Origin of the sequence: Rhodococcus sp. IEGM 1409 (assembly GCF_030056735.1) — a bacterium.
Taxonomy (GTDB): Bacteria; Actinomycetota; Actinomycetes; order Mycobacteriales; family Mycobacteriaceae; genus Rhodococcus_F.
On the sequence record NZ_JASHKN010000004.1, the window covers coordinates 433,366 to 452,002 of the forward strand.

Annotated in this window: 18 protein-coding genes and 2 tRNA genes; 14 read left to right on the top strand and 6 right to left on the bottom strand. The window is 63.7% G+C overall.

Annotated elements, in window-relative coordinates; genetic code table 11:
- The 3 genes from QM716_RS14610 to QM716_RS14620 are packed head-to-tail and all read right to left on the bottom strand — an operon-like array spanning position 1 to position 2,255.
- Positions 1–600 carry a DUF3090 domain-containing protein gene (locus tag QM716_RS14610; RefSeq protein ID WP_030537532.1) on the bottom strand — a complete coding sequence of 200 codons (600 nt, stop codon included), beginning with the start codon at positions 598–600 and terminating at the stop codon, positions 1–3.
- Between the two features lie 55 nt (positions 601–655).
- Positions 656–1,351, bottom strand: coding sequence for a histidine phosphatase family protein (locus tag QM716_RS14615; RefSeq protein WP_003946173.1), 696 nt, complete (start codon positions 1,349–1,351; stop codon positions 656–658).
- 58 nt (positions 1,352–1,409) lie between these two features.
- The gene (locus QM716_RS14620) at positions 1,410–2,255 is read right to left on the bottom strand and encodes an undecaprenyl-diphosphate phosphatase (protein ID WP_230815760.1); all 846 of its coding nucleotides are present in this window, start codon (positions 2,253–2,255) and stop codon (positions 1,410–1,412) included.
- 228 nt (positions 2,256–2,483) lie between these two features.
- On the opposite strand from QM716_RS14620, the gene QM716_RS14625 reads away from it, so the two are divergent.
- From QM716_RS14625 to QM716_RS14645, 5 genes are all read left to right on the top strand, one after another.
- Entirely contained in the window at positions 2,484–3,419 is a 936-nt protein-coding gene (locus QM716_RS14625; protein WP_283304767.1) for an aldo/keto reductase, read from the top strand.
- Positions 3,420–3,511: 92 nt separating this feature from the next.
- Positions 3,512–4,198: a biliverdin-producing heme oxygenase gene (locus QM716_RS14630; protein ID WP_283304768.1), complete on the top strand. Its 687-nt coding sequence runs from the start codon at positions 3,512–3,514 to the stop codon at positions 4,196–4,198.
- Entirely contained in the window at positions 4,195–5,202 is a 1,008-nt protein-coding gene (locus QM716_RS14635) for a heme/hemin ABC transporter substrate-binding protein (RefSeq protein ID WP_283304769.1), read from the top strand. The genes QM716_RS14630 and QM716_RS14635 overlap by 4 nt, the downstream gene beginning before the upstream one ends.
- Positions 5,203–5,265: 63 nt before the next feature.
- Entirely contained in the window at positions 5,266–6,363 is a 1,098-nt protein-coding gene (locus QM716_RS14640; RefSeq protein WP_283304848.1) for a FecCD family ABC transporter permease, read from the top strand.
- The gene (locus tag QM716_RS14645; RefSeq protein WP_283304770.1) at positions 6,360–7,223 is read left to right on the top strand and encodes a heme ABC transporter ATP-binding protein; all 864 of its coding nucleotides are present in this window, start codon (positions 6,360–6,362) and stop codon (positions 7,221–7,223) included. The genes QM716_RS14640 and QM716_RS14645 overlap by 4 nt, the downstream gene beginning before the upstream one ends.
- On the opposite strand, the gene QM716_RS14650 is transcribed toward QM716_RS14645, so the two are convergent.
- Positions 7,204–7,626: a hypothetical protein gene (locus tag QM716_RS14650; protein WP_283304771.1), complete on the bottom strand. Its 423-nt coding sequence runs from the start codon at positions 7,624–7,626 to the stop codon at positions 7,204–7,206. The genes QM716_RS14645 and QM716_RS14650 overlap by 20 nt on opposite strands.
- Positions 7,627–7,809: 183 nt before the next feature.
- Between QM716_RS14650 and QM716_RS14655 the strand changes: the two genes are divergently transcribed.
- From QM716_RS14655 to QM716_RS14665, 3 genes are all read left to right on the top strand, one after another.
- Entirely contained in the window at positions 7,810–8,835 is a 1,026-nt protein-coding gene (locus tag QM716_RS14655; protein WP_283304772.1) for an NHL repeat-containing protein, read from the top strand.
- The gene (locus QM716_RS14660) at positions 8,835–9,083 is read left to right on the top strand and encodes a DUF5703 family protein (protein ID WP_007733391.1); all 249 of its coding nucleotides are present in this window, start codon (positions 8,835–8,837) and stop codon (positions 9,081–9,083) included. The genes QM716_RS14655 and QM716_RS14660 overlap by 1 nt, the downstream gene beginning before the upstream one ends.
- A 76-nt stretch (positions 9,084–9,159) precedes the next feature.
- Complete coding sequence (locus QM716_RS14665) at positions 9,160–10,230, top strand: quinone-dependent dihydroorotate dehydrogenase (protein ID WP_283304773.1); 1,071 nt, start codon at positions 9,160–9,162, stop codon at positions 10,228–10,230.
- A gap of 58 nt (positions 10,231–10,288) precedes the next feature.
- Here QM716_RS14665 and QM716_RS14670 read toward each other — a convergent pair whose 3' ends face one another.
- Positions 10,289–10,825, bottom strand: a complete 537-nt coding sequence (locus QM716_RS14670; protein WP_283304774.1) for a YbhB/YbcL family Raf kinase inhibitor-like protein — start codon at positions 10,823–10,825, stop codon at positions 10,289–10,291.
- 65 nt (positions 10,826–10,890) lie between these two features.
- The gene (locus QM716_RS14675; RefSeq protein ID WP_283304775.1) at positions 10,891–12,243 is read right to left on the bottom strand and encodes a M20/M25/M40 family metallo-hydrolase; all 1,353 of its coding nucleotides are present in this window, start codon (positions 12,241–12,243) and stop codon (positions 10,891–10,893) included.
- Positions 12,244–12,361: 118 nt separating this feature from the next.
- On the opposite strand from QM716_RS14675, the gene QM716_RS14680 reads away from it, so the two are divergent.
- The 6 genes from QM716_RS14680 (at position 12,362) to QM716_RS14705 (ending at position 18,613) form a co-directional block, all read left to right on the top strand.
- Positions 12,362–12,447 (top strand) — tRNA-Leu (locus QM716_RS14680).
- A gap of 162 nt (positions 12,448–12,609) precedes the next feature.
- A tRNA-Leu gene (locus QM716_RS14685) sits at positions 12,610–12,695 on the top strand.
- Positions 12,696–12,803: 108 nt separating this feature from the next.
- Positions 12,804–14,345: an SDR family NAD(P)-dependent oxidoreductase gene (locus QM716_RS14690; RefSeq protein ID WP_283304776.1), complete on the top strand. Its 1,542-nt coding sequence runs from the start codon at positions 12,804–12,806 to the stop codon at positions 14,343–14,345.
- A 205-nt stretch (positions 14,346–14,550) separates the two neighbouring features.
- Complete coding sequence (locus QM716_RS14695) at positions 14,551–14,982, top strand: universal stress protein (RefSeq protein WP_283304777.1); 432 nt, start codon at positions 14,551–14,553, stop codon at positions 14,980–14,982.
- Positions 14,983–15,026: 44 nt separating this feature from the next.
- The gene (locus QM716_RS14700) at positions 15,027–16,277 is read left to right on the top strand and encodes a saccharopine dehydrogenase family protein (protein ID WP_283304778.1); all 1,251 of its coding nucleotides are present in this window, start codon (positions 15,027–15,029) and stop codon (positions 16,275–16,277) included.
- A gap of 152 nt (positions 16,278–16,429) precedes the next feature.
- The gene (locus tag QM716_RS14705; RefSeq protein ID WP_283304779.1) at positions 16,430–18,613 is read left to right on the top strand and encodes a malate synthase G; all 2,184 of its coding nucleotides are present in this window, start codon (positions 16,430–16,432) and stop codon (positions 18,611–18,613) included.
- The last annotated feature ends 24 nt before the right edge of the window (positions 18,614–18,637 follow it).

Genomic DNA, 18,637 nt, shown 5'->3' on the forward strand with positions numbered 1-18,637 from the left:
TCAGACCTCGTCGTCGTCTGCGTCGTCGATCGCAAAACCGAAGGACTCGCCGCGTCGGTATCCGTTGGTGCGGATGCAGACGTGTCCCTCGGGCGCCAACGGTTCACCACACAGTGGGCACGGCGCGCGTCCCGCCGCGATGACGCGTTCGGACCGCAGCGAAAATTCGCGCGCTTGCTCAGGTGTCAGAAACACACGGACCGCGTCCGGACCGTCGTCGGCGTCGTCGAGGACAACTGATTCGTCGAACTCCGTCTCGCTGACGGCAAGCAGCTCCACGACGACCGCGCCGGCATCGGCGTCCCAACCGAGTCCCATCGTGCCCACCCGGAACTCCGCGTCGAGCGGAGTGACCAACGGGCTGAGATCGGAGACGTCGTCGGCTTGCGGCGGAACCTCGGTTCCGAAACGACGATGTACCTCTTCGAGGAGTAGGCCCATGCGATCGGCGAGGACCTGAACCTGCTGCTTCTCGAGCAGCACACTCACCACCCGTGCTTCGTGCACGGCCTGGAGATAGAAAGACCTGTCACCGGGTTCGCCCACCGTTCCTGCGACAAATCGGTCAGGAGTGCGAAATACGTGAATCGCGCGCGACATTGCACCTCCTCGAGTTCGAGCAGAACATCACTGAGTACCCATTATCCGTCACAGCTCACGCACCGACCTCTCCGCCGGGGACGGACTCCTGCGCGGGAGCCGAGCCGTTGGTCGCGGCCTTCGCTGCACCGATCGCTGCGAGCACGTCTCCGGTGTCGTTGACCCGAAGTACGAACGGCAGCGTGGCCGTGTACCGAATCACGCTGACCGAAGCGGGCTCGGCGACGATCCGCTGGAACGAATCGAGGTGCATCGCAAACGCGTCGGCGAGAACCGATTTGATGACGTCACCGTGCGTGCACGCGATCCAGACGACGTCCTTGCCGTGTTCTTCGGCCAGCCGTGCGTCGTGCTCGCGGATCGCGGCAACGGCTCGCGCCTGCACCTGGGCCAGTCCTTCGCCGCCCGGGAACACGGCACCGGAAGCGTGGCGCTGCACCACTTTCCAGAGCGGTTCCTCCAGCAGTTCCTTGAGCGGACGACCCGTCCAGTCGCCGTAGTCGACCTCGATGAGGCGATCCTCCACCACCGGCGTCAGGCCGCGGTCGACGGCAATGGGGCCGACCGTCTGCTCGCACCGCAACAACGGCGAGCGGACGATCTCCGCGATGTCCAGACCGACCAGCCGATCGACGACGCCTTCGGCCTGTTTCCGGCCGTGATCGTCGAGTTCCACACCCGGCGTTCGACCGGCCAGGGTATGGGCAGTGTTGGACGTCGACCGCCCGTGCCGCAGTAGGACAACTGTCATTCCACAACCCTAATGGGGCGGTGGCCAGACGGACGGGTGGTCGACGTCGAAACGGGCTCTATGTCGCGGACACGACCCCTGTGGCCAGCAGCGCAAGGACGACTACGCCGAGAGCGATTCTGTATCCGACGAACCAGTACATGGAGTGATTCACCACGAAGCGAAGCAGCCAGGCGATTGCTGCGTAGCCGACCGCGAAGGCGATGACGGTCGCCACGAGCAACTGCGGGCCGCTCGCGTTCAGGCCCTCACCTGCCGGTTCGAAAGCGTCCGGAAGGCTGAACAGGCCGGAGGCGAGAACTGCCGGAATCGCCAAGAGGAACGAGTAGCGAGCTGCGGCCTCACGGGTGAGCCCGAGGAAGAGACCGGCGCTGATCGTGCCACCGGAGCGCGAGACGCCCGGGATGAGCGCGAGTGCCTGCGCCGAACCCATGATGATGCCGTCGCGCGCTGTGAGTGTTTCGATGGGCCGAGTCTTGCGCCCGTAGTACTCGGCAGCGGCAATGACAAGCGCGAACACGATCAGCATCGTGGCGATCAACCACAGATTGCGTGCGCCGGTACGGATCTGGTCTTTGAAGAAGAAGCCGAGGATGCCGACCGGAATGGTGCCGATGATGACGTACCAGCCCATGCGGTAGTCGAGATCGCCCCGGTGCTCGGCGTTGAACACACCCCGGAACCAGGCAGTGATGATCCTCACGATGTCGCGCGCAAAATAGATCAACACTGCCAGCTCGGTGCCGAGCTGCGTCACCGCGGTGAAGGACGCACCGGCGTCACTGCCGAAGAATATCTCCGACACGATTCGCAAATGTCCGGAAGACGAGATGGGCAGGAACTCGGTCAATCCCTGCACGAGGCCCAGGATCACGGCCTGGAGCCAGGTCATCGCTTCGCCCATCACTCACCGATCCCGGCTGATTCGAATGGGGTTACTGCACACAGGTTTCGTGTGTCGGGTTCACGTTTCACCGGCGCCACGCTACCGGTGCTCACTGCAGCGCGCCGCGCCCGGCACGTCCGTGTCCGAATACCCCGACTCGGGGCGAGCGCCCACTAGTCTGCACGTGGTGAGATCTCTCGGGTGCCGCACTTGCGCACACGAGTCAGGCGCGAGATGCAGGCGGTTATGAAGCACAGATCTGTCGGAACGAGCGGACTTCGGGTCTCGCGACTTGGACTCGGCACACTGACATGGGGACGCGACACGGACGGCGACGAGGCTGCGGCGCAGCTGCTCGCCTTCGCCGAGGCCGGCGGAACCTTGGTCGACACCTCGCCCGCGTACGGCGCCGGTGCGGCGCAACGGATCCTCGCCGAGTTGCTCGACGACGTCGTTCCGCGTGACGAACTCATCATCAGCTCGAGCGCCGGCATCGATCCCACTCCGATCGGCACCGACCGCGTCGACTGCTCGCGGCGCGGATTGCTCCGCCAACTCGATGCGACTCTTCGTGAACTCGGAACCGACTTCCTCGACATGTGGCAGGTCGCAACCTGGGATCCGCTCACGCCCGTCGACGAGGTTGCAGCAACTCTCGACTACGCGGTCTCGAGCGGCAAGGTGCGGTATGTCGGGGTGCGCGGCTACCTCGGCTGGCAGCTGGCGACGGCCGTCGGAGCCGGTGGCGCAACAACACTCGCCGCGACGCAGGCCGAGTACTCACTGCTCGCACGCGGCGTCGAGGAGGAATTGTTCGCAGCAGCCGCCCATCACGGCGTCGGAGTGTTCGCCGCAGTGCCCCTCGCAGGCGGCGTGCTGACCGGCAAATACCGCGACGGCATTCCCGTCGATTCCCGCGGCGCCGACGAAGCACATTCACAGGACGTTCAGAGCTACCTGACCGATTCCTCGATCCGGGTGGTCGACGCCGTCGTTACCGCTGCCGACGGTCTGGGTACTTCCCCACTGGCGGTGGCACTGGCCTGGGCGCGCGATCGCGGCGGGGTGGCCAGCGCCGTCGTCGGTACGCGTGATCTCGCCCAGTTGACAGGAGTACTGGCAACCGAAGAATTGGAACTGCCGAAAGCGATTGCCGCGGCTCTCGACGACGTGAGCGCTTAGTTCGTCCCGCTGATCGAAATACCGAAGGTATCGTCTTGGCGAGGGCAGGCTAACCTAGTAGGCAACGCTTTACTACAGCCTCAGGAGAATCCATGACCACGCTCGACGCAGACAGCCTTTCCGCTGACGCAGGCCCCGCCTTCTCCGAACGAATCAAGACCGAGACGGACGCAGCGCACCGCGAGACCGAGCAGTCGCGTTTCGTGGGCGCTCTGCTCGGCGGTGAGCTGACCACCGCGGGCTATGCCGCTCTCCTGGGACAGACCTACCTCGTCTACACCAGCCTCGAAGAGGCCGGTCGCACACACGCCGACAACGAGTTGGTCACTCCGTTCCTGTCCGAGGATCTGCTGCGAGTGGCTTCACTCGAGGCAGATCTCGAATTCCTGGGCGGACCGAACTGGCGCGACGAACTCGTGGCACTGCCGGCAACCGAGCGCTACATCGCCCGGCTGAAGGAGGTGGCGTTCGACTGGCCTGCCGGCTTCGTCGCACATCACTACCTGCGCTACATGGGCGATCTGTCCGGCGGACAGATCATCCGCCGCATGCTCGAGCGCGCCTACGGATTCGAGACCGACGGACTTCGCTTCTACATCTTCGAAGGCATCCCCAAGCCGAAGCCCTTCAAGGACGACTACCGCTCGAATCTGGATGCGCTGCAGATTCCCGCCGAGGAACAGCAGCGTTTCATCGACGAGGTGAATTTGGCGTACCGCCTCAACGGCGACCTGTTCGCCGACCTCGAAGGCGACATCGAGAGCTACCTCGTCAAATGATGAAGCGCTTGGCCGCGGCGGCACTGGTCGCAGCAGTCGGTTTCGGTCTGGTGGCTTGCGGGTCCAGCGATAATTCCACGACATCTCAGGGCGCTCGGACCGCGGTACTCGAAGATTCCAGCCCGGTTCCCGTGTCCGACAACCCGACCGCGACTCTGCCCGTGACGGTGAAGAGCTTCGACGGCGTCGACGTGACCATCACCGACAGCAGCCGGATCGTTGCGGCCGACCGCTACGGGACGCTCGCGACGACGACGGTGGCGCTCGGCCTCGGTGACAATCTTGTCGGCCGCGACACCGCAGCCAAGTTCCCCGCAGTCGCGGACGTGCCGGTTGTCACGGTCGGTGGCCAATCGCTCAATACCGAGGCGATCCTCGACCTCAATCCCACCGTGGTTCTCACCGACACGAGTATCGGGCCCAAGAGCGTCCAGGATCAGTTGCGCGCCGCCGGTGTTCCAGTCGTCTTCTTCGATCCGACCCGAACACTCGAGGGTGTGCCGGGGCAACTCCAGGCCGTCGCCGACGCGCTCGGCGTCCCCGCCCAGGGCGCGGCGCTGGTCGATCGGACCGAATCGGAGATCGCTGGAGCTCGTGATCTGGTCCCCACCGAGGGCGATCCACTGAAGATCGCGTTCCTCTACATGCGCGGATCGGCCATCACCATGATCGGCGGCGAAGGGTCCGGAGCAGATTCCTTGATCGAAGCACTCGGCGCCACCGATGCAGGAACCGCCTCGGGCATCACACAACAGTTCGTGCCCATCACCAGCGAGGCGCTCATCGCCGCCGCACCGGACGCCCTGCTCATGATGACGGACGGGTTGGCGTCGATCGGCGGTATCGACGGCCTCGAAAAGGTCCCTGGGATCGCTCAGACACCGGCCGGAAAGAACAAGCGAGTAGTCGACATGGAGGACGGAGTGTTGCTCAGCTTCGGGCCGAACACCGGACGTGTCATGGCGGCACTTGCCGAAGCGATCTACGAGCCCGATGGATCGTGAGCAGAGATTTGTGAGTGCTGATTCGTGAGTACTGAAACAGGCAAGACAGAGACAGGTAACACTGTGTCCGGAGCCGAGGATTCACACGACGTCAAGGGCGCCGACAAGTCGGCATCTCGCCCCGCATCGCGGTCGCGGGTGAGTGCGGTTCTTATCAGCTTGACTCTCGCTCTCGTGATCGTCGCAGTGCTGTCGGCGTGCATCGGTCAGGTTCCGACGTCGCCACTCGAGGTTTTGGGCAGCATCCTGCACCGCATCGGGCTCGACCTCGGTCCGATGCCCGCCCATCCCAGCGGTGAAGTGACCTTGTGGGAGGTTCGTTTCCCCCGCGTCGTGCTCGCCATCTGTGTCGGCGCGGCGCTGGGGTGTTCCGGTGCGCTTCTGCAAGGTGTGTTCTCCAATCCGCTGGCCGAACCCGGAGTGATCGGAGTGTCCGCGGGTGCGGCGGTCGGCGCGAGCGCTGTCATCGTCGTCGGCGGCACGTTCGTGGCCGGCTGGGCTGTAGCTGCCGCGGCGTTCGTCGCCGGACTGGTCACCACCGCTGCGGTGTATCTGCTCGCTCGGCACGAGGGCAGAACCGAAGTGGTGACGTTGGTGCTGACCGGCGTTGCGATCAACGCGTTCGCCGGCGGTCTCATCGCTTTCTTCACCTTCGTCGCCAGCCCGTCTGCTCGCGATCAGATCGTGTTCTGGCAACTCGGCTCACTCAACGGTGCTTCCTGGAACGCAGTCCTGATCGTGGCTCCGATGACCGCCGTCGGGATTGCCGCGACGATGATGATCGCCCCGCGCTTGGACCTACTGGCACTCGGTGAACACGCGGCTCGTCACCTGGGCGTCAACGTCGAGCGACTGCGGCAGTTCGCGGTTCTGATCGTCGCCCTCCTCGTCTCCGCGAGTGTTGCCTTCACCGGCATCATCCTTTTCGTCGGCCTGGTCGTTCCGCACCTGATGCGCATTCTTGTCGGACCTGGCCATCGCGCGCTGATTCCCGCGAGCGCCCTTGCCGGCGCCCTGGTTCTGCTGGTCGCCGACCTCGGCTCGCGGTCGCTGATCGACAACGCAGACCTGCCACTCGGAATGCTGACCGCCTTGGTGGGCGGACCCTTCTTCTTCTGGCTTCTCCGACGCACTCGCGCGCAACAGGGCGGTTGGGCGTGAGCAGCCTCGTACGAAACTGGCGCGAACTCTTCGGCCGCGTCACCCCCGAACCGGAGAGCCCTGGCGTCGGTGATGTCACCCTCGAGGCGTGCGACATCACCGTCGAGCGCGGTGGTCGGCACATTCTCGAAGGTGTGTCCCTCGAAGTCCGGGCCGGGGAAGTCGTCGTCCTCGTCGGACCGAACGGCGCCGGTAAGTCGACACTTCTTGCGGCGTTGGCCGGTGATCAACCCGTCATCGCCGGGCGGGTGGATGTCGACGGCACCGACCTCACTCAGTGGTCGCCGATCGACATGGCGCGCAGACGCGCGGTGCTCCCCCAGAAACACACGATCGGATTTTCGTTCAGTGCTCGCCAGGTCGTTCGCATGGGACGCGCACCCTGGGCGGGAACTCGCCGAGAAGACCGCGACGGCGCTGCCATCACCTCGGCGATGAAGACCTGCGATGTCGAGGGGTTCGCCAATCGGCCGTTTGCCGTGCTGTCCGGTGGCGAGCAGGCGCGAGTCGCGCTTGCCCGGGTACTGGCGCAGGAGACGTCGACCATCTTGCTGGACGAACCGACGGCAGCACTCGATCTCGGACACCAGGAGGCGGTGATGTCCGTGGCGCGCGCCCGCGCTGCGGACGGCGATGCCGTCGTCGTCGTATTGCACGATCTCGCGTTGGCAGCGGCGTACGCGGATCGGATCGTCGTACTCGAAAATGGGCGAATCGCCGCTGACGGTCCCCCGGAATCGGTGTTGCACGAAGAGCTTCTGACCCGCGTCTACGGTTATCCGGTCGAGGTGTTCCCGCATCCGAAGACCGGAGCAACCCTGGTGATCCCGCGCCGAGAATTCACCGAACAGAATCGATGATCGATCCCAGCCTGTTGAGTACGGCTCTCAACGTCGGCAGGCTGCGACCGTCGCCCTCACGAACACCGTCACCGGAACCGGGATGTGACCAATCAGTCTCCGTCGACAGCACTGCGTCGCGGACCACACCGGCGATACTTCGCTCGTCCGTCAGATCGATATCGGTTACCGATCGCTCCGCCGTAGCGATGACATCCGACGGGGTCGGCACACTGTGCTCGCAGTACTCGCCGTAAACCTCGACGAACAACACGCTCTTACGCACGCGGAACGCGAAAGTCCGACCGTCGGACCTGCCGAAACCATGTGCATGAGCGCCGATGCTGAGGTCCTCGATCTCGAAGCCCGGCCGCGCCGGTTCGGGCGGCTGTGCGCCGGAATCGGTGGGTTCTGTGGGAATCACAATGATCTCCTCGGTGATTGCAGCGTCAACCGCAATCGCTGTTCGTACGGTATCGCGTCAAGGGTGTGAGCGGAATGGTCAGTGGTTCCTCGACGCGATGAATGGCGCCCGACTGCGATCAGGGATGATCGATGACAGTCGCACTGCGTGAAGAACAGATGACAAGAAAAAGAGGAACTACACATGGCTCGCCTAGGGATCCGCACCACTGCAGCAGCAATGGGGGCGGCGGTTCTGCTGGTCACAGGATGTTCTTCCGGAGATGGCGGAGACGACCTCATCACGATCGATCCCGCAACGGCCGGGGTCTCGCCGGCCACCACCAGCACCCCGGCCGGCGTGGTTCACCCGTATTCAGGTCTGATCGATTCCATCACATTCGACCCGATCACGCGCAGCGCTGTCCTGGTCGCCAACGACCCCCGCTCGGTGCTGGTCGTTCCTTCGGACAGCTTGGCCGGCGCCGACCCGGCCTCGACAGGTCGTCCGATCACCCTGGATTCGGACGTGCGCGATGTCTCGATCGCCGCTGACGGCAATGCGCTGCTGTCGATGAATCGCCAGGTAGTGAAGCTGAATCTGACTTCGGGCGAACAGACGTCCATCCCAGTCGACGGCCAGGCGAACTCCGCGGTCGAGCTCACCGACGGCCGCATCGCGATCGGCACGGACAATGGTTCAGTTCACATCATCGACCCGAAGACCGATCAGTCACAGACGGTTTCGGGATTCGCCTCCGTTGACGAACTCGCGGTGACCGGCGACAACCTGAGCGCACTCGATCACCGTCAGACCTCGCTGACGGCGATCAATCTCGAAGACAGCAAACTCGGCGTTGCTCTCCGCGCCGGTGAAGGCGCGACCCACCTGACCACCGATCGATTCGGACGAATTCTGGTCACGGACACCACCGGCAACGAACTACTCGTCTTCACTGCCGATCCGCTCCTGATGCACCAGCGCTACCCCGTCGGCGAGTCGCCCTACGCCGTTGCCTACGACGAAACCGCGGATCGGGTGTGGGTCACGCTGACCGCGACCAACGAGGTGGTCGGCTTCGATCTGTCGTCAGGCATCCCCGTGGAGACCGGACGGTTCAAGACGGTGCGACAGCCGAATTCGTTGGCCGTAGACTCTTCCAACGGCAATCTGATCGTCGGATCGGCAACCGGTGACGGGCTGCAGGTCATCCCGTCACGGGAGAACTGATGGAAAAGCGTGCGCGCGGGATCCCCGCGCAGTGGGAAACGTCGGACGACAAGTTCGACTACGTGCCGCTCCGGCTACCGCCGAACGTTTCGCGGGTCACGGCGTCGATGCGGCTGGCGATCTCCGCCGAGTTCGGCGGGTGGGAACTCTCCCGCGTTCGTCTCTATCCCGACGGCAGCCGACGTGTGCTTCTCAAGCGCAAGAAGACGCCGCTGCACGTGACCGATCCGGACGGCATTCAGCACTGATTGTTCGACATACGAAACAGGATCCGCCGCCGTCGAAGCCGCTGACAACATCACACCACCGAAGAGCTGGAGAATCGTGTACCAACTGCTGCTGAGCCTGATGTTCCGGGTCCCACCGGAACGCATCCACCACATTGCCTTCACCGCGATGAAATTGGTGACACGATTCGCTCCCCTTCGCTGGCTGGTCTCGAAAGTTCTTGTCGTCGACGACCCGGTATTGCGCAGTCAAGCTTTCGGTCTGACGTTCCCCGCACCTCTCGGACTGGCGGCCGGGTTCGACAAGGACGCCACCGGAGTCGACGCCTGGGGCCCGTTGGGCTTCGGTTTCGCCGAGGTCGGAACGGTGACGGCCCAGGCTCAGCCCGGTAACCCCGCGCCGCGCCTGTTCCGTCTTCCAGCCGACCATGCTCTGATCAACCGGATGGGCTTCAACAACCACGGCGCCGGTCACGCAGCCAACTTCCTGCGGCAGCGCCGCGTCACGGTGCCGATCGGCGCCAACATCGGCAAGACCAAGATCGTCGAAGCCGCCGACGCCGCTGCCGACTACACCGCCAGCGCGCAGCTTCTCGGACCTCTGGCCGACTTCATGGTCGTGAATGTCAGCTCGCCGAACACACCCGGGCTCCGTGATCTGCAAGCCGTCGAATCACTGCGCCCTATCCTGCAGGCCGTGCTCGACACCGTCAGCGTGCCGGTACTGGTGAAGATCGCTCCCGATCTCTCCGACGACGACGTCGACGCCGTTGCCGATCTGGCAGTCGAACTCGGACTTGCCGGAATCGTCGCGACCAACACCACGATCCGCCGCGACGGTTTGAAGACCCCGGACGCCGAGGTAGCTGCACTCGGCGCGGGCGGGCTGTCCGGCGCACCGGTTGCCGAGCGCTCGCTCGAGGTACTTCGGAGGCTGTACGGCCGAGTGGGCGAAAAGATGACCATCATCTCGGTCGGCGGTATCGAGACGGCCGATCAGGCGTGGGAACGGATCCTCGCCGGCGCGACGCTGGTTCAGGGATACACCGGCTTCATCTACGGCGGACCGTTCTGGGCTCGCAGCATCCACAAAGGCATCGCCAAGCGCGTGCGCGCGGCGGGCTTCTCGTCGATCGCGCAGGCTGTCGGAGCTGAGAACCCTCGCTAGAAACTGCTGTGCGCCTTTGTTAACCGCCCGCGGTTAACAAAGGCGCACAGCAGGGTGATTACTCGACCTCGAACGTCCCGGTCAGGGTTGCACGCGCAATCGCGTGATGGAACACGTTGAAACCGAGGAACGCCGGCGACGAGTCAGCAGTAACCCCGTCCAGTGTCTCCACGTCGAGGGCATGCACCGCGATGATGTAGCGATGCGGGCCGTGCCCGGGTGGCGGGCCTGCACCGATGAAACCGAACCCGCCGCCGTCGTGGCGGAGTGTGACGGTTCCGGCAGGCAGGACACTGCTGTCCGCCGCGCCGGCGCCGGCCGGAAGTTCGGTGACGGAAGCCGGAATGTTCGCCACGGCCCAGTGCCAGAATCCCGACGCTGTCGGTGCGTCCGGGTCGAACACCGTCACGACAAAACTCTTCGTCTCGGCCGGAAAGCCCGACCACGAGAGCTGCGGTGAGATGTCTTCGCCACCGGGAACACCGAAAGCACCACTGGCCTGAGCAAGCTTCAGCGGCTGGCCGGCAGTGATGTCGTCACTGGTCAGCTCGAAACTCGGCAACTTCGGCAATGGTTCGTACGGATCGTGCGCCATGCGAATCCTTTCTGTGACAAGAGAGCTCGATGTGAGTCGAGCCCACGGATCTATCCACGTGCTCGTCAGGAATTGAGCAGGAAATGTTCCAGAACACGTGTCCCGAACAGTAGTGCGTCCACCGGAACTCGCTCGTCGACGCCGTGGAACAGCGCGCTGAAATCCAACTCGGGCGGCAACTGCAACGGCGCGAAACCGAAGCAGCGAATGCCGAGTTTCGCGAAAGCCTTCGCGTCCGTACCACCGGAGAGCATGTACGGAACGGTGCGGGCCTCCGGATCATGAGCGAGGATCGCCTCGTTCATGGCGTCGACGAGATGGCCGTCGAACGTCGTCTCGTACGAGTCCAGCTTGGTGATCCACTCGCGGGTCACGTCCGGACCGATCAGTTGGTCCACCGTGCGCTCGAATTCGGCCTGCCGTCCCGGCAGCACGCGGCAGTCGAAAACCGCCTCGGCTGTCTGCGGAATGACGTTCGCCTTGTATCCGGCCTTGAGCATCGTCGGGTTCGCCGTGTCACGGAACGTCGCCCCGATGATGTTGGCGATCGTCCCCAGCTTCGCGAGGGTTCCGTCGATGTCGGGTGATCCCGGATCGAAGTCCAATCCGGTCTCCTCGCCGACGGCGGTGAGGAACTCCGCGACCGAATCCGAGATCACGATCGGGAACTGGTGGGCAGCTAGCCTCGAGACCGCGCCGGCAAGTGTGGCGACGGCGTTGTCGTCGTGGAGGAAGGATCCGTGCCCGGCGCGTCCCTTGGCAGTCAGACGCATCCACCCGAGCCCTTTTTCCGCAGTCTCCACGAGGTATAGGCGGCGGTCGGTTCCGTCAGGTCGCGGAACCGTCAGCGAGAAGCCGCCGACTTCACCCACGGCCTCGGTCACTCCCTCGAACAGATCCGGGCGATGCTCGACCAGCCACTGGCATCCGTACTTCCCGCCTGCTTCCTCGTCCGCCACGAAGGCGAACACCAGATCACGCGGAGGTACGACGCCTTCCGCCTTGAACTGTCTGGCGAGGGCCAGGATCATCCCGACCATGTCCTTCATATCCACGGCGCCGCGCCCCCAGACGTAACCGTCCTGGACGGTGCCGGCAAAGGGGTGCACGCTCCAGTCGGCGGGCTCGGCCGGGACGACGTCGAGGTGACCGTGAAGCATCAGCGCACCGCGACCCGACTCGGCACCCTTCAAGCGAGCAAAAACGTTCCCACGTCCGGGTGCGCCGGACTCGACGTATTCCGTCTCGTAACCGACTTCTTGAAGCTGCGCAGCAACCCACTCCGCGCACGCACGCTCGCCCTTGGTGGTTTCGAGTTCTCCCGTGTTCGAGGTGTCGAAGCGGATGAGAGAACTGACCAGTTCGACTACTTCTGCTTCGGCTCTACTCGGATTCGGATTATTCAGGGTTGTGGTCATTCCACTTTCCTACCATCGAATCAAACGACGCGGGCGACCGGAATGCCCCGCAACCTGGCGATTTGGGGCAGATGAGCTAATCGGATACTCTTTCCCAGCACCGAGAAATCGGGGCCGAGTCCGAGTGGCGGAATGGCAGACGCGCTAGCTTGAGGTGCTAGTGTCCTATTAACGGACGTGGGGGTTCAAGTCCCCCCTCGGACACTCGAATACAGCAAAATGACCCCAGCCTGATCAGGTTGGGGTCATTTTGCTGTGCGCCTTTATTAACCCCGGGCGGTTAACAAAGGCGCACAGCAATGGGCCGATTTGGGACCTGGCGATGGCATCGGATACTCTTTCCCAGCACCGAGAAATCGGGGCCGAGTCCGAGTGGCGGAATGGCAGACGCGCTAGCTTGAGGTGCTAGTGTCCTATTAACGGACGTGGGGGTTCAAGTCCCCCCTCGGACACTCTGTGTTGAGACAGACAGGAAAAGCTCCGGTTCATCGAACCGGAGCTTTTCTCGTAATTGGCGAAGTTCCCGAACCAGGGAACAGTCCGCGCGAGCGGCGATCGAGATGGAACAGAAGTTCGAAGTGGATACAGACACCAAGAAGTCGGATGCACTGCAGGCAGATTCGCTGGAAACAGCCGATTCAGAATCTGCTCGAGCCGAACTAACCGGACTCGACCCCGCAGAACTCGAAATCTGCTTGAAGGTCCTTTCCGAAGCCGCCGAACTCGACGACGAGCATCCCGATTCGATCACCATGCAGCGCGCTGTCGGCCATCTGTTCAAGCGACTCAAGAAGAAGCGCCGCCTCGCTTCGCGCGCAGCCGTCAACGAAGCCGATCGCCAAGTGGTCGCCGCGACGGCCACCGGTTCACCCGATCGCATCGACGACGAGACCGCCGGCATTCCGATCAAGTCGAACACCGCAGGCGCTTCCGCCGGCACGCTCATCAAGGCGCGGCCGTGCTACATCTGCAAGCAGCGGTACACCGCAGTCGACGCCTTCTACCACCAACTGTGCCCCGATTGCGCTGCCACCAGCCGCAGCAAACGTGATGCCAGCACTGATCTCACCGGCCGACGCGCACTACTTACCGGCGGCCGCGCGAAGATCGGTATGTACATCGCGTTGCGCCTGCTGCGTGACGGTGCACATCTGACCATCACGACGCGATTCCCCAACGACGCGATCCGCCGATTCAAGGCGATGGAAGACAGCAACGATTGGATTCATCGTCTGCGCATCGTCGGCATCGACCTCCGTGACCCCGCCCAGGTTGTTGCACTCGCGGATTCTGTTGCCGCACAGGGTCCGCTCGACATCCTCATCAACAACGCCGCACAAACAGTTCGACGCTCCCCCGGCGCCTACGGCGCTTTGGTCGACGCCGAGTCCGGCGCACTGCCTGCCGGTGAACTGCCCGATGTCCTGACCTTCGGCAAGACGAGCGACGCTCACCCCGCTGCTCTGGCCGGATCGCTGTCGGACGTCGCGAGTATCACCTCCGGAAATCTCTCGGCCGACGCGGTCAGTTCGCTCGCTCTCGTCGCCAAGTCGGCTTCACCCGATCGCATCGAACAGGGGATCGCCATCGACGCCGGCGGACTACTTCCCGACCTCGCGCACACCAACAGCTGGGTTCAGACCGTCGAAGAGGTCGATCCGATCGAGCTTCTCGAAGTGCAGCTCTGCAACTCGGTCGCGCCCTTCATCCTCGTTTCGCGCCTGCGCCCGTCGATGGCCGCGGCCGCTGCTCGACGCAAGTACGTCGTGAACGTTTCCGCCATGGAGGGTCAGTTCAGCCGCGCGTACAAGGGCCCTGGCCACCCGCACACCAACATGGCCAAGGCAGCACTGAACATGCTGACCCGCACCAGCTCCAAGGAATTGCTCGACGACGGCATCCTCATGACCGCCGTCGACACCGGCTGGATCACCGACGAACGCCCGCACTTCACCAAGATGCGGCTGGCCGACGAAGGTTTCCACGCGCCACTCGACCTCGTCGACGGTGCAGCCCGCGTCTACGACCCCATCGTTCAGGGCGAACTGGGCGTCGACCTACACGGCTGCTTCCTCAAGGATTACCAACCCTCACCGTGGTGATGGCGGCACCGCCGCAGTGATGACAGGCGGCACCGCCGCAGTGGTGACAGGCGGCACCGCCGCAGTGGTGACAGGCGGCACGCCCGCGCCCCGATGTGGCGATCTCGTCACCCCCAAACCCCCGTGTCGAGTAGCTCATTTCAGGTAGAGCACAGCATTGCAGGCGATAATGGACTGCGAACCTGCTCACCGACTCGGAGGAACCATGACGATCGCCGTCGTACACAAGGACAGCCCGGAAGGCCGCGCCGCAATCGTGGCCGCTGCACGGGAATCCGTGGGTCGAAGCGATGAACTCCTGGTTCTGCACGTCCTGGACGACGTCAACATCGGAGACACCGTCAACATCGGAGACTCCGAGGAGGATCGGGTCGCTCTTCGCGGCGAGATCCAGTCGGCGCTCGACGCCGGTGGATTCTCGGAGACGAAGTGGGACCTGCGCACCACCGAGCACGACGGCGATCCGGTAACCGCGCTCGTCAACCTGGTGCACGGCGCGGGTGTCGATCTCCTGATCGTCGGAACGCGCCGGATGTCCCCCATCGGCAAGTTCCTGCTCGAACGCCCGCTGCAACGCCTGTTGCTCGAAGTCGAGGCTCCGATCCTCGTCGTCAAGGAACCCCTCCCCGTCGAGTGACCGCCGTCACATCACTTTCCGGTACTCGTTTGTAGGCTGGCTCCATGACTGGAACCTCGCCCGCCCGAGAACTCGACATCATCGTCTACGGAGCGAGCGGCTTCGTCGGAAAGCTGCTCGCCGACTACCTGGTCAAACACGCGCCCGAAGGCACGAAGATCGGCCTCGGCGGCCGCTCACTCGAGAAGTTGGCAGCCACCCGCGCGGATCTGGGTACCGCGGCTGCCGATCTCCCCCTGATCATCGCCGACGCCGACGACGCAACCGCGCTGAAGGCACTCGCACAGCGAACCCGAGTCGTCGCCACCACGGTCGGTCCGTATGCCAAGTACGGCCACGCTCTTGTTCACGAATGCGCTTCCGCCGGAACTCATTACGTCGACCTCACCGGCGAGGTACTGTTCCACCGCGAGAGCATCGACGCCAACCACGACCTGGCGGTGTCGACCGGCGCCAGGATCGTCCATTCCTGCGGATTCGATTCCATCCCTTCCGATCTCGGAGTGCACGTCCTACACGAGAAGGTCGCTGCCGACGGCGCCGGCGAACTCACCGACACAACCCTGGTGGTCACCGCGCTCCGCGGTGGCGTGAGCGGTGGCACCATCGATTCGCTTCGCAATCAGATCGACGTGTCGAAAGACGATGCGCGCCTGCGGAAACTCGCGGCCTCGCCGTATTCACTGAGCCCCGATCGTGATCGGGAGCCCGAACTCGGACGTCAGAGCGACGTGAGCGTGGTCGACGGCAAGAAGATCGATCTGTCATTGAAGGGGTGGAAGGCGCCGTTCGTGATGGCGTCGTACAACACCCGCGTCGTCCGTCGCAGCAATGCGTTGCGAGAGTGGACGTACGGCAAGAAGTTCAAGTACAGCGAGGTGATGAGCGTCGGTTCGTCGGTGGCGTCACCGGTGATCGCGGGCGGAGTGGCGGTCGGCCTCGGCGCGCTCGTCGCCGGACTCGCCCTTCCCCCGACACGCTTCCTTCTCGACAAGGTATTGCCTGCTCCCGGCGAAGGTCCGAGCGAGAGCACCCAGAAGAAGGGTCACTTCACGCTCGACGTGTTCACCACGACCACGACCGGCGCTCGATACACATCACGAGTGAAGGCGAAGGGCGACCCGGGATACAGCGCGACGGCGGTGATGCTCGGCGAATCTGCGTTGTCATTGGCGAAAGACCAAAAGGATCTTCCACCGGCCGCCGGCGTCTTGACCCCGGCGACAGCGCTCGGCGACGTCCTGGTCGAGCGTCTGCGCGCGGCTGGTTTCGAGATTTCCGCGCGCAAACTCTAGACAGAACGAATTTCACTTGATCGTTTCAGCTCTTCGCGCCCGATTATCGCAGCTCAGGGCGCGGACAGCGGTGGGAATACTCCCAGGTAACATTGGTGTTGGTTCATGGCATCCATATGTGGTGCTCCGCTTTCGGAAAAGTGAGGCTATTCATGACTGAGCGCGTTCAGGTCGGCAGTCTTCAGGTTGCCAAGGTTCTCTACGACTTCGTGGTCGAGGAGGCTCTTCCCGGCACCGGTGTAGATGCCGAAACGTTCTGGGCCGGCGCCGACAAGGTCATCACCGAGCTCGCACCGAAGAACCGCGACTTGCTTGCCAAGCGTGACGATCTGCAGGCTCAGATCGATCAGTGGCATCGCGATAATGCCGGCGCTCCCATCGACGCCGCCGCATACAAGGCCTTCCTGCAGGAGATCGGTTACCTCCTGCCGACGCCGGCCGAGTTCTCGGTCACCACCGCGAACGTCGACACCGAGATCACCTCCACGGCGGGCCCGCAGTTGGTCGTCCCGATCCTCAACGCGCGCTTCGCACTCAACGCGTCCAACGCCCGCTGGGGTTCGTTGTACGACGCGCTGTACGGCACCAACGCCATCTCGGAGGAGAACGGCGCCGAGAAGGGTTCCGGCTACAACAAGGTCCGCGGCGACAAGGTCATCGCCTGGGCGCGTGAATTCCTCGACGCCGCAGCACCTCTCGCGTCGGGATCGCATGCAGATTCAACCAAGTACATTGTCGACGGCAGTGAACTGAAGATCACGTTGGCAGGCGGTACGGTCACCACGCTCGCCCAGCCGGAGAAGTTCGTCGGATACCTCGGCGAGAAGGACGCACCCACGAGCATCCTGCTGCTCAACAACGGACTGCACGCCGAGATCCAGATCGATGCATCCTCGCCGATCGGCAGCACCGACGCCGCCGGCGTCAAGGACGTCGTTCTCGAATCCGCCGTCACCACCATCATGGACTTCGAGGACTCGGTCGCCGCCGTCGACGCCGACGACAAGGTTGTCGGCTACCGGAACTGGTTGGGCCTCAACCGCGGTGATTTGTCCGAGGAGATCAAGAAGGGCGCCAAGTCCTTCACTCGTACGCTCAACGGCGACCGTAAGTACACCGCCGTCGACGGCAGCGAACTCAGCCTGCACGGTCGTTCACTTCTGTTCGTCCGCAACGTCGGTCACCTCATGACCAACCCCGCGATCCTCGACGCCGACGGTAACGAGGTTCCCGAGGGCATTCTCGACGCTTTGATCACCAGCACCTGTGCAGTGCACGGCCTGTCGATCAGTGACGCCAACGGCCCGCTCGACAACAGCCGCACCGGCTCGATCTACATCGTCAAGCCCAAGCAGCACGGTCCCGAGGAAGTTGCCTTCACCACCGAACTGTTCGGCCGCGTCGAGCAGGTCCTCGGGCTTCCGGAGAACACGCTCAAGGTCGGCATCATGGACGAGGAGCGTCGTACGACGGTCAACCTCGCTGCCTGCATCAAGGAAGCCGTCGACCGCGTCGTGTTCATCAACACCGGCTTCCTCGACCGCACCGGCGACGAGATCCACACCTCCATGGAAGCCGGCGCGATGGTGCGCAAGGCCGAGATGAAGAAGCAGAAGTGGATCGGCGCCTACGAAGACTGGAACGTCGACACGGGACTGGCCTGCGGTCTGCAGGGCAAGGCTCAGATCGGCAAGGGCATGTGGGCAATGACCGAGCTGATGGCTGACATGCTCGAGCAGAAGATCGGCCACCCCAAGGCCGGCGCCAACACCGCGTGGGTGCCTTCGCCGACCGGCGCAACGCTGCACGCGACGCACTACCATCGCGTCGACGTGTTCGCTGTTCAGGACGGGCTGAAGGGTAAGCCGCGCGCGAGCGTCGACGACATCCTGACCATCCCGCTCGCTCCCAGCACCGACTGGACCGACGCGGAGAAGAAGGAAGAACTCGACAACAACTGCCAGTCCATCCTCGGTTACGTCGTCCGCTGGATCGACGCCGGCGTCGGCTGCTCCAAGGTTCCCGACATCCACGATGTCGCGCTCATGGAGGACCGCGCCACCCTGCGCATCTCGAGCCAGCTGCTCGCCAACTGGCTGCGTCACGGCATCGTCAGCGAAACCGACGTCGTGAGTGCACTCGAGCGCATGGCACCGGTTGTCGACCGTCAGAACGAGGGCGACGCCGAGTACCGCAACATGGCACCTGATTTCGATTCCAACATCGCTTTCCAGGCTGCCAAGGAACTCATCCTGGAAGGTGCGAAGCAGCCCAGCGGATACACGGAGCCGATCCTGCATCGCCGCCGCCGCGAGTACAAGGCTGCCAACGCCTGATTTCACCTCGCTGAACTCGAAGCT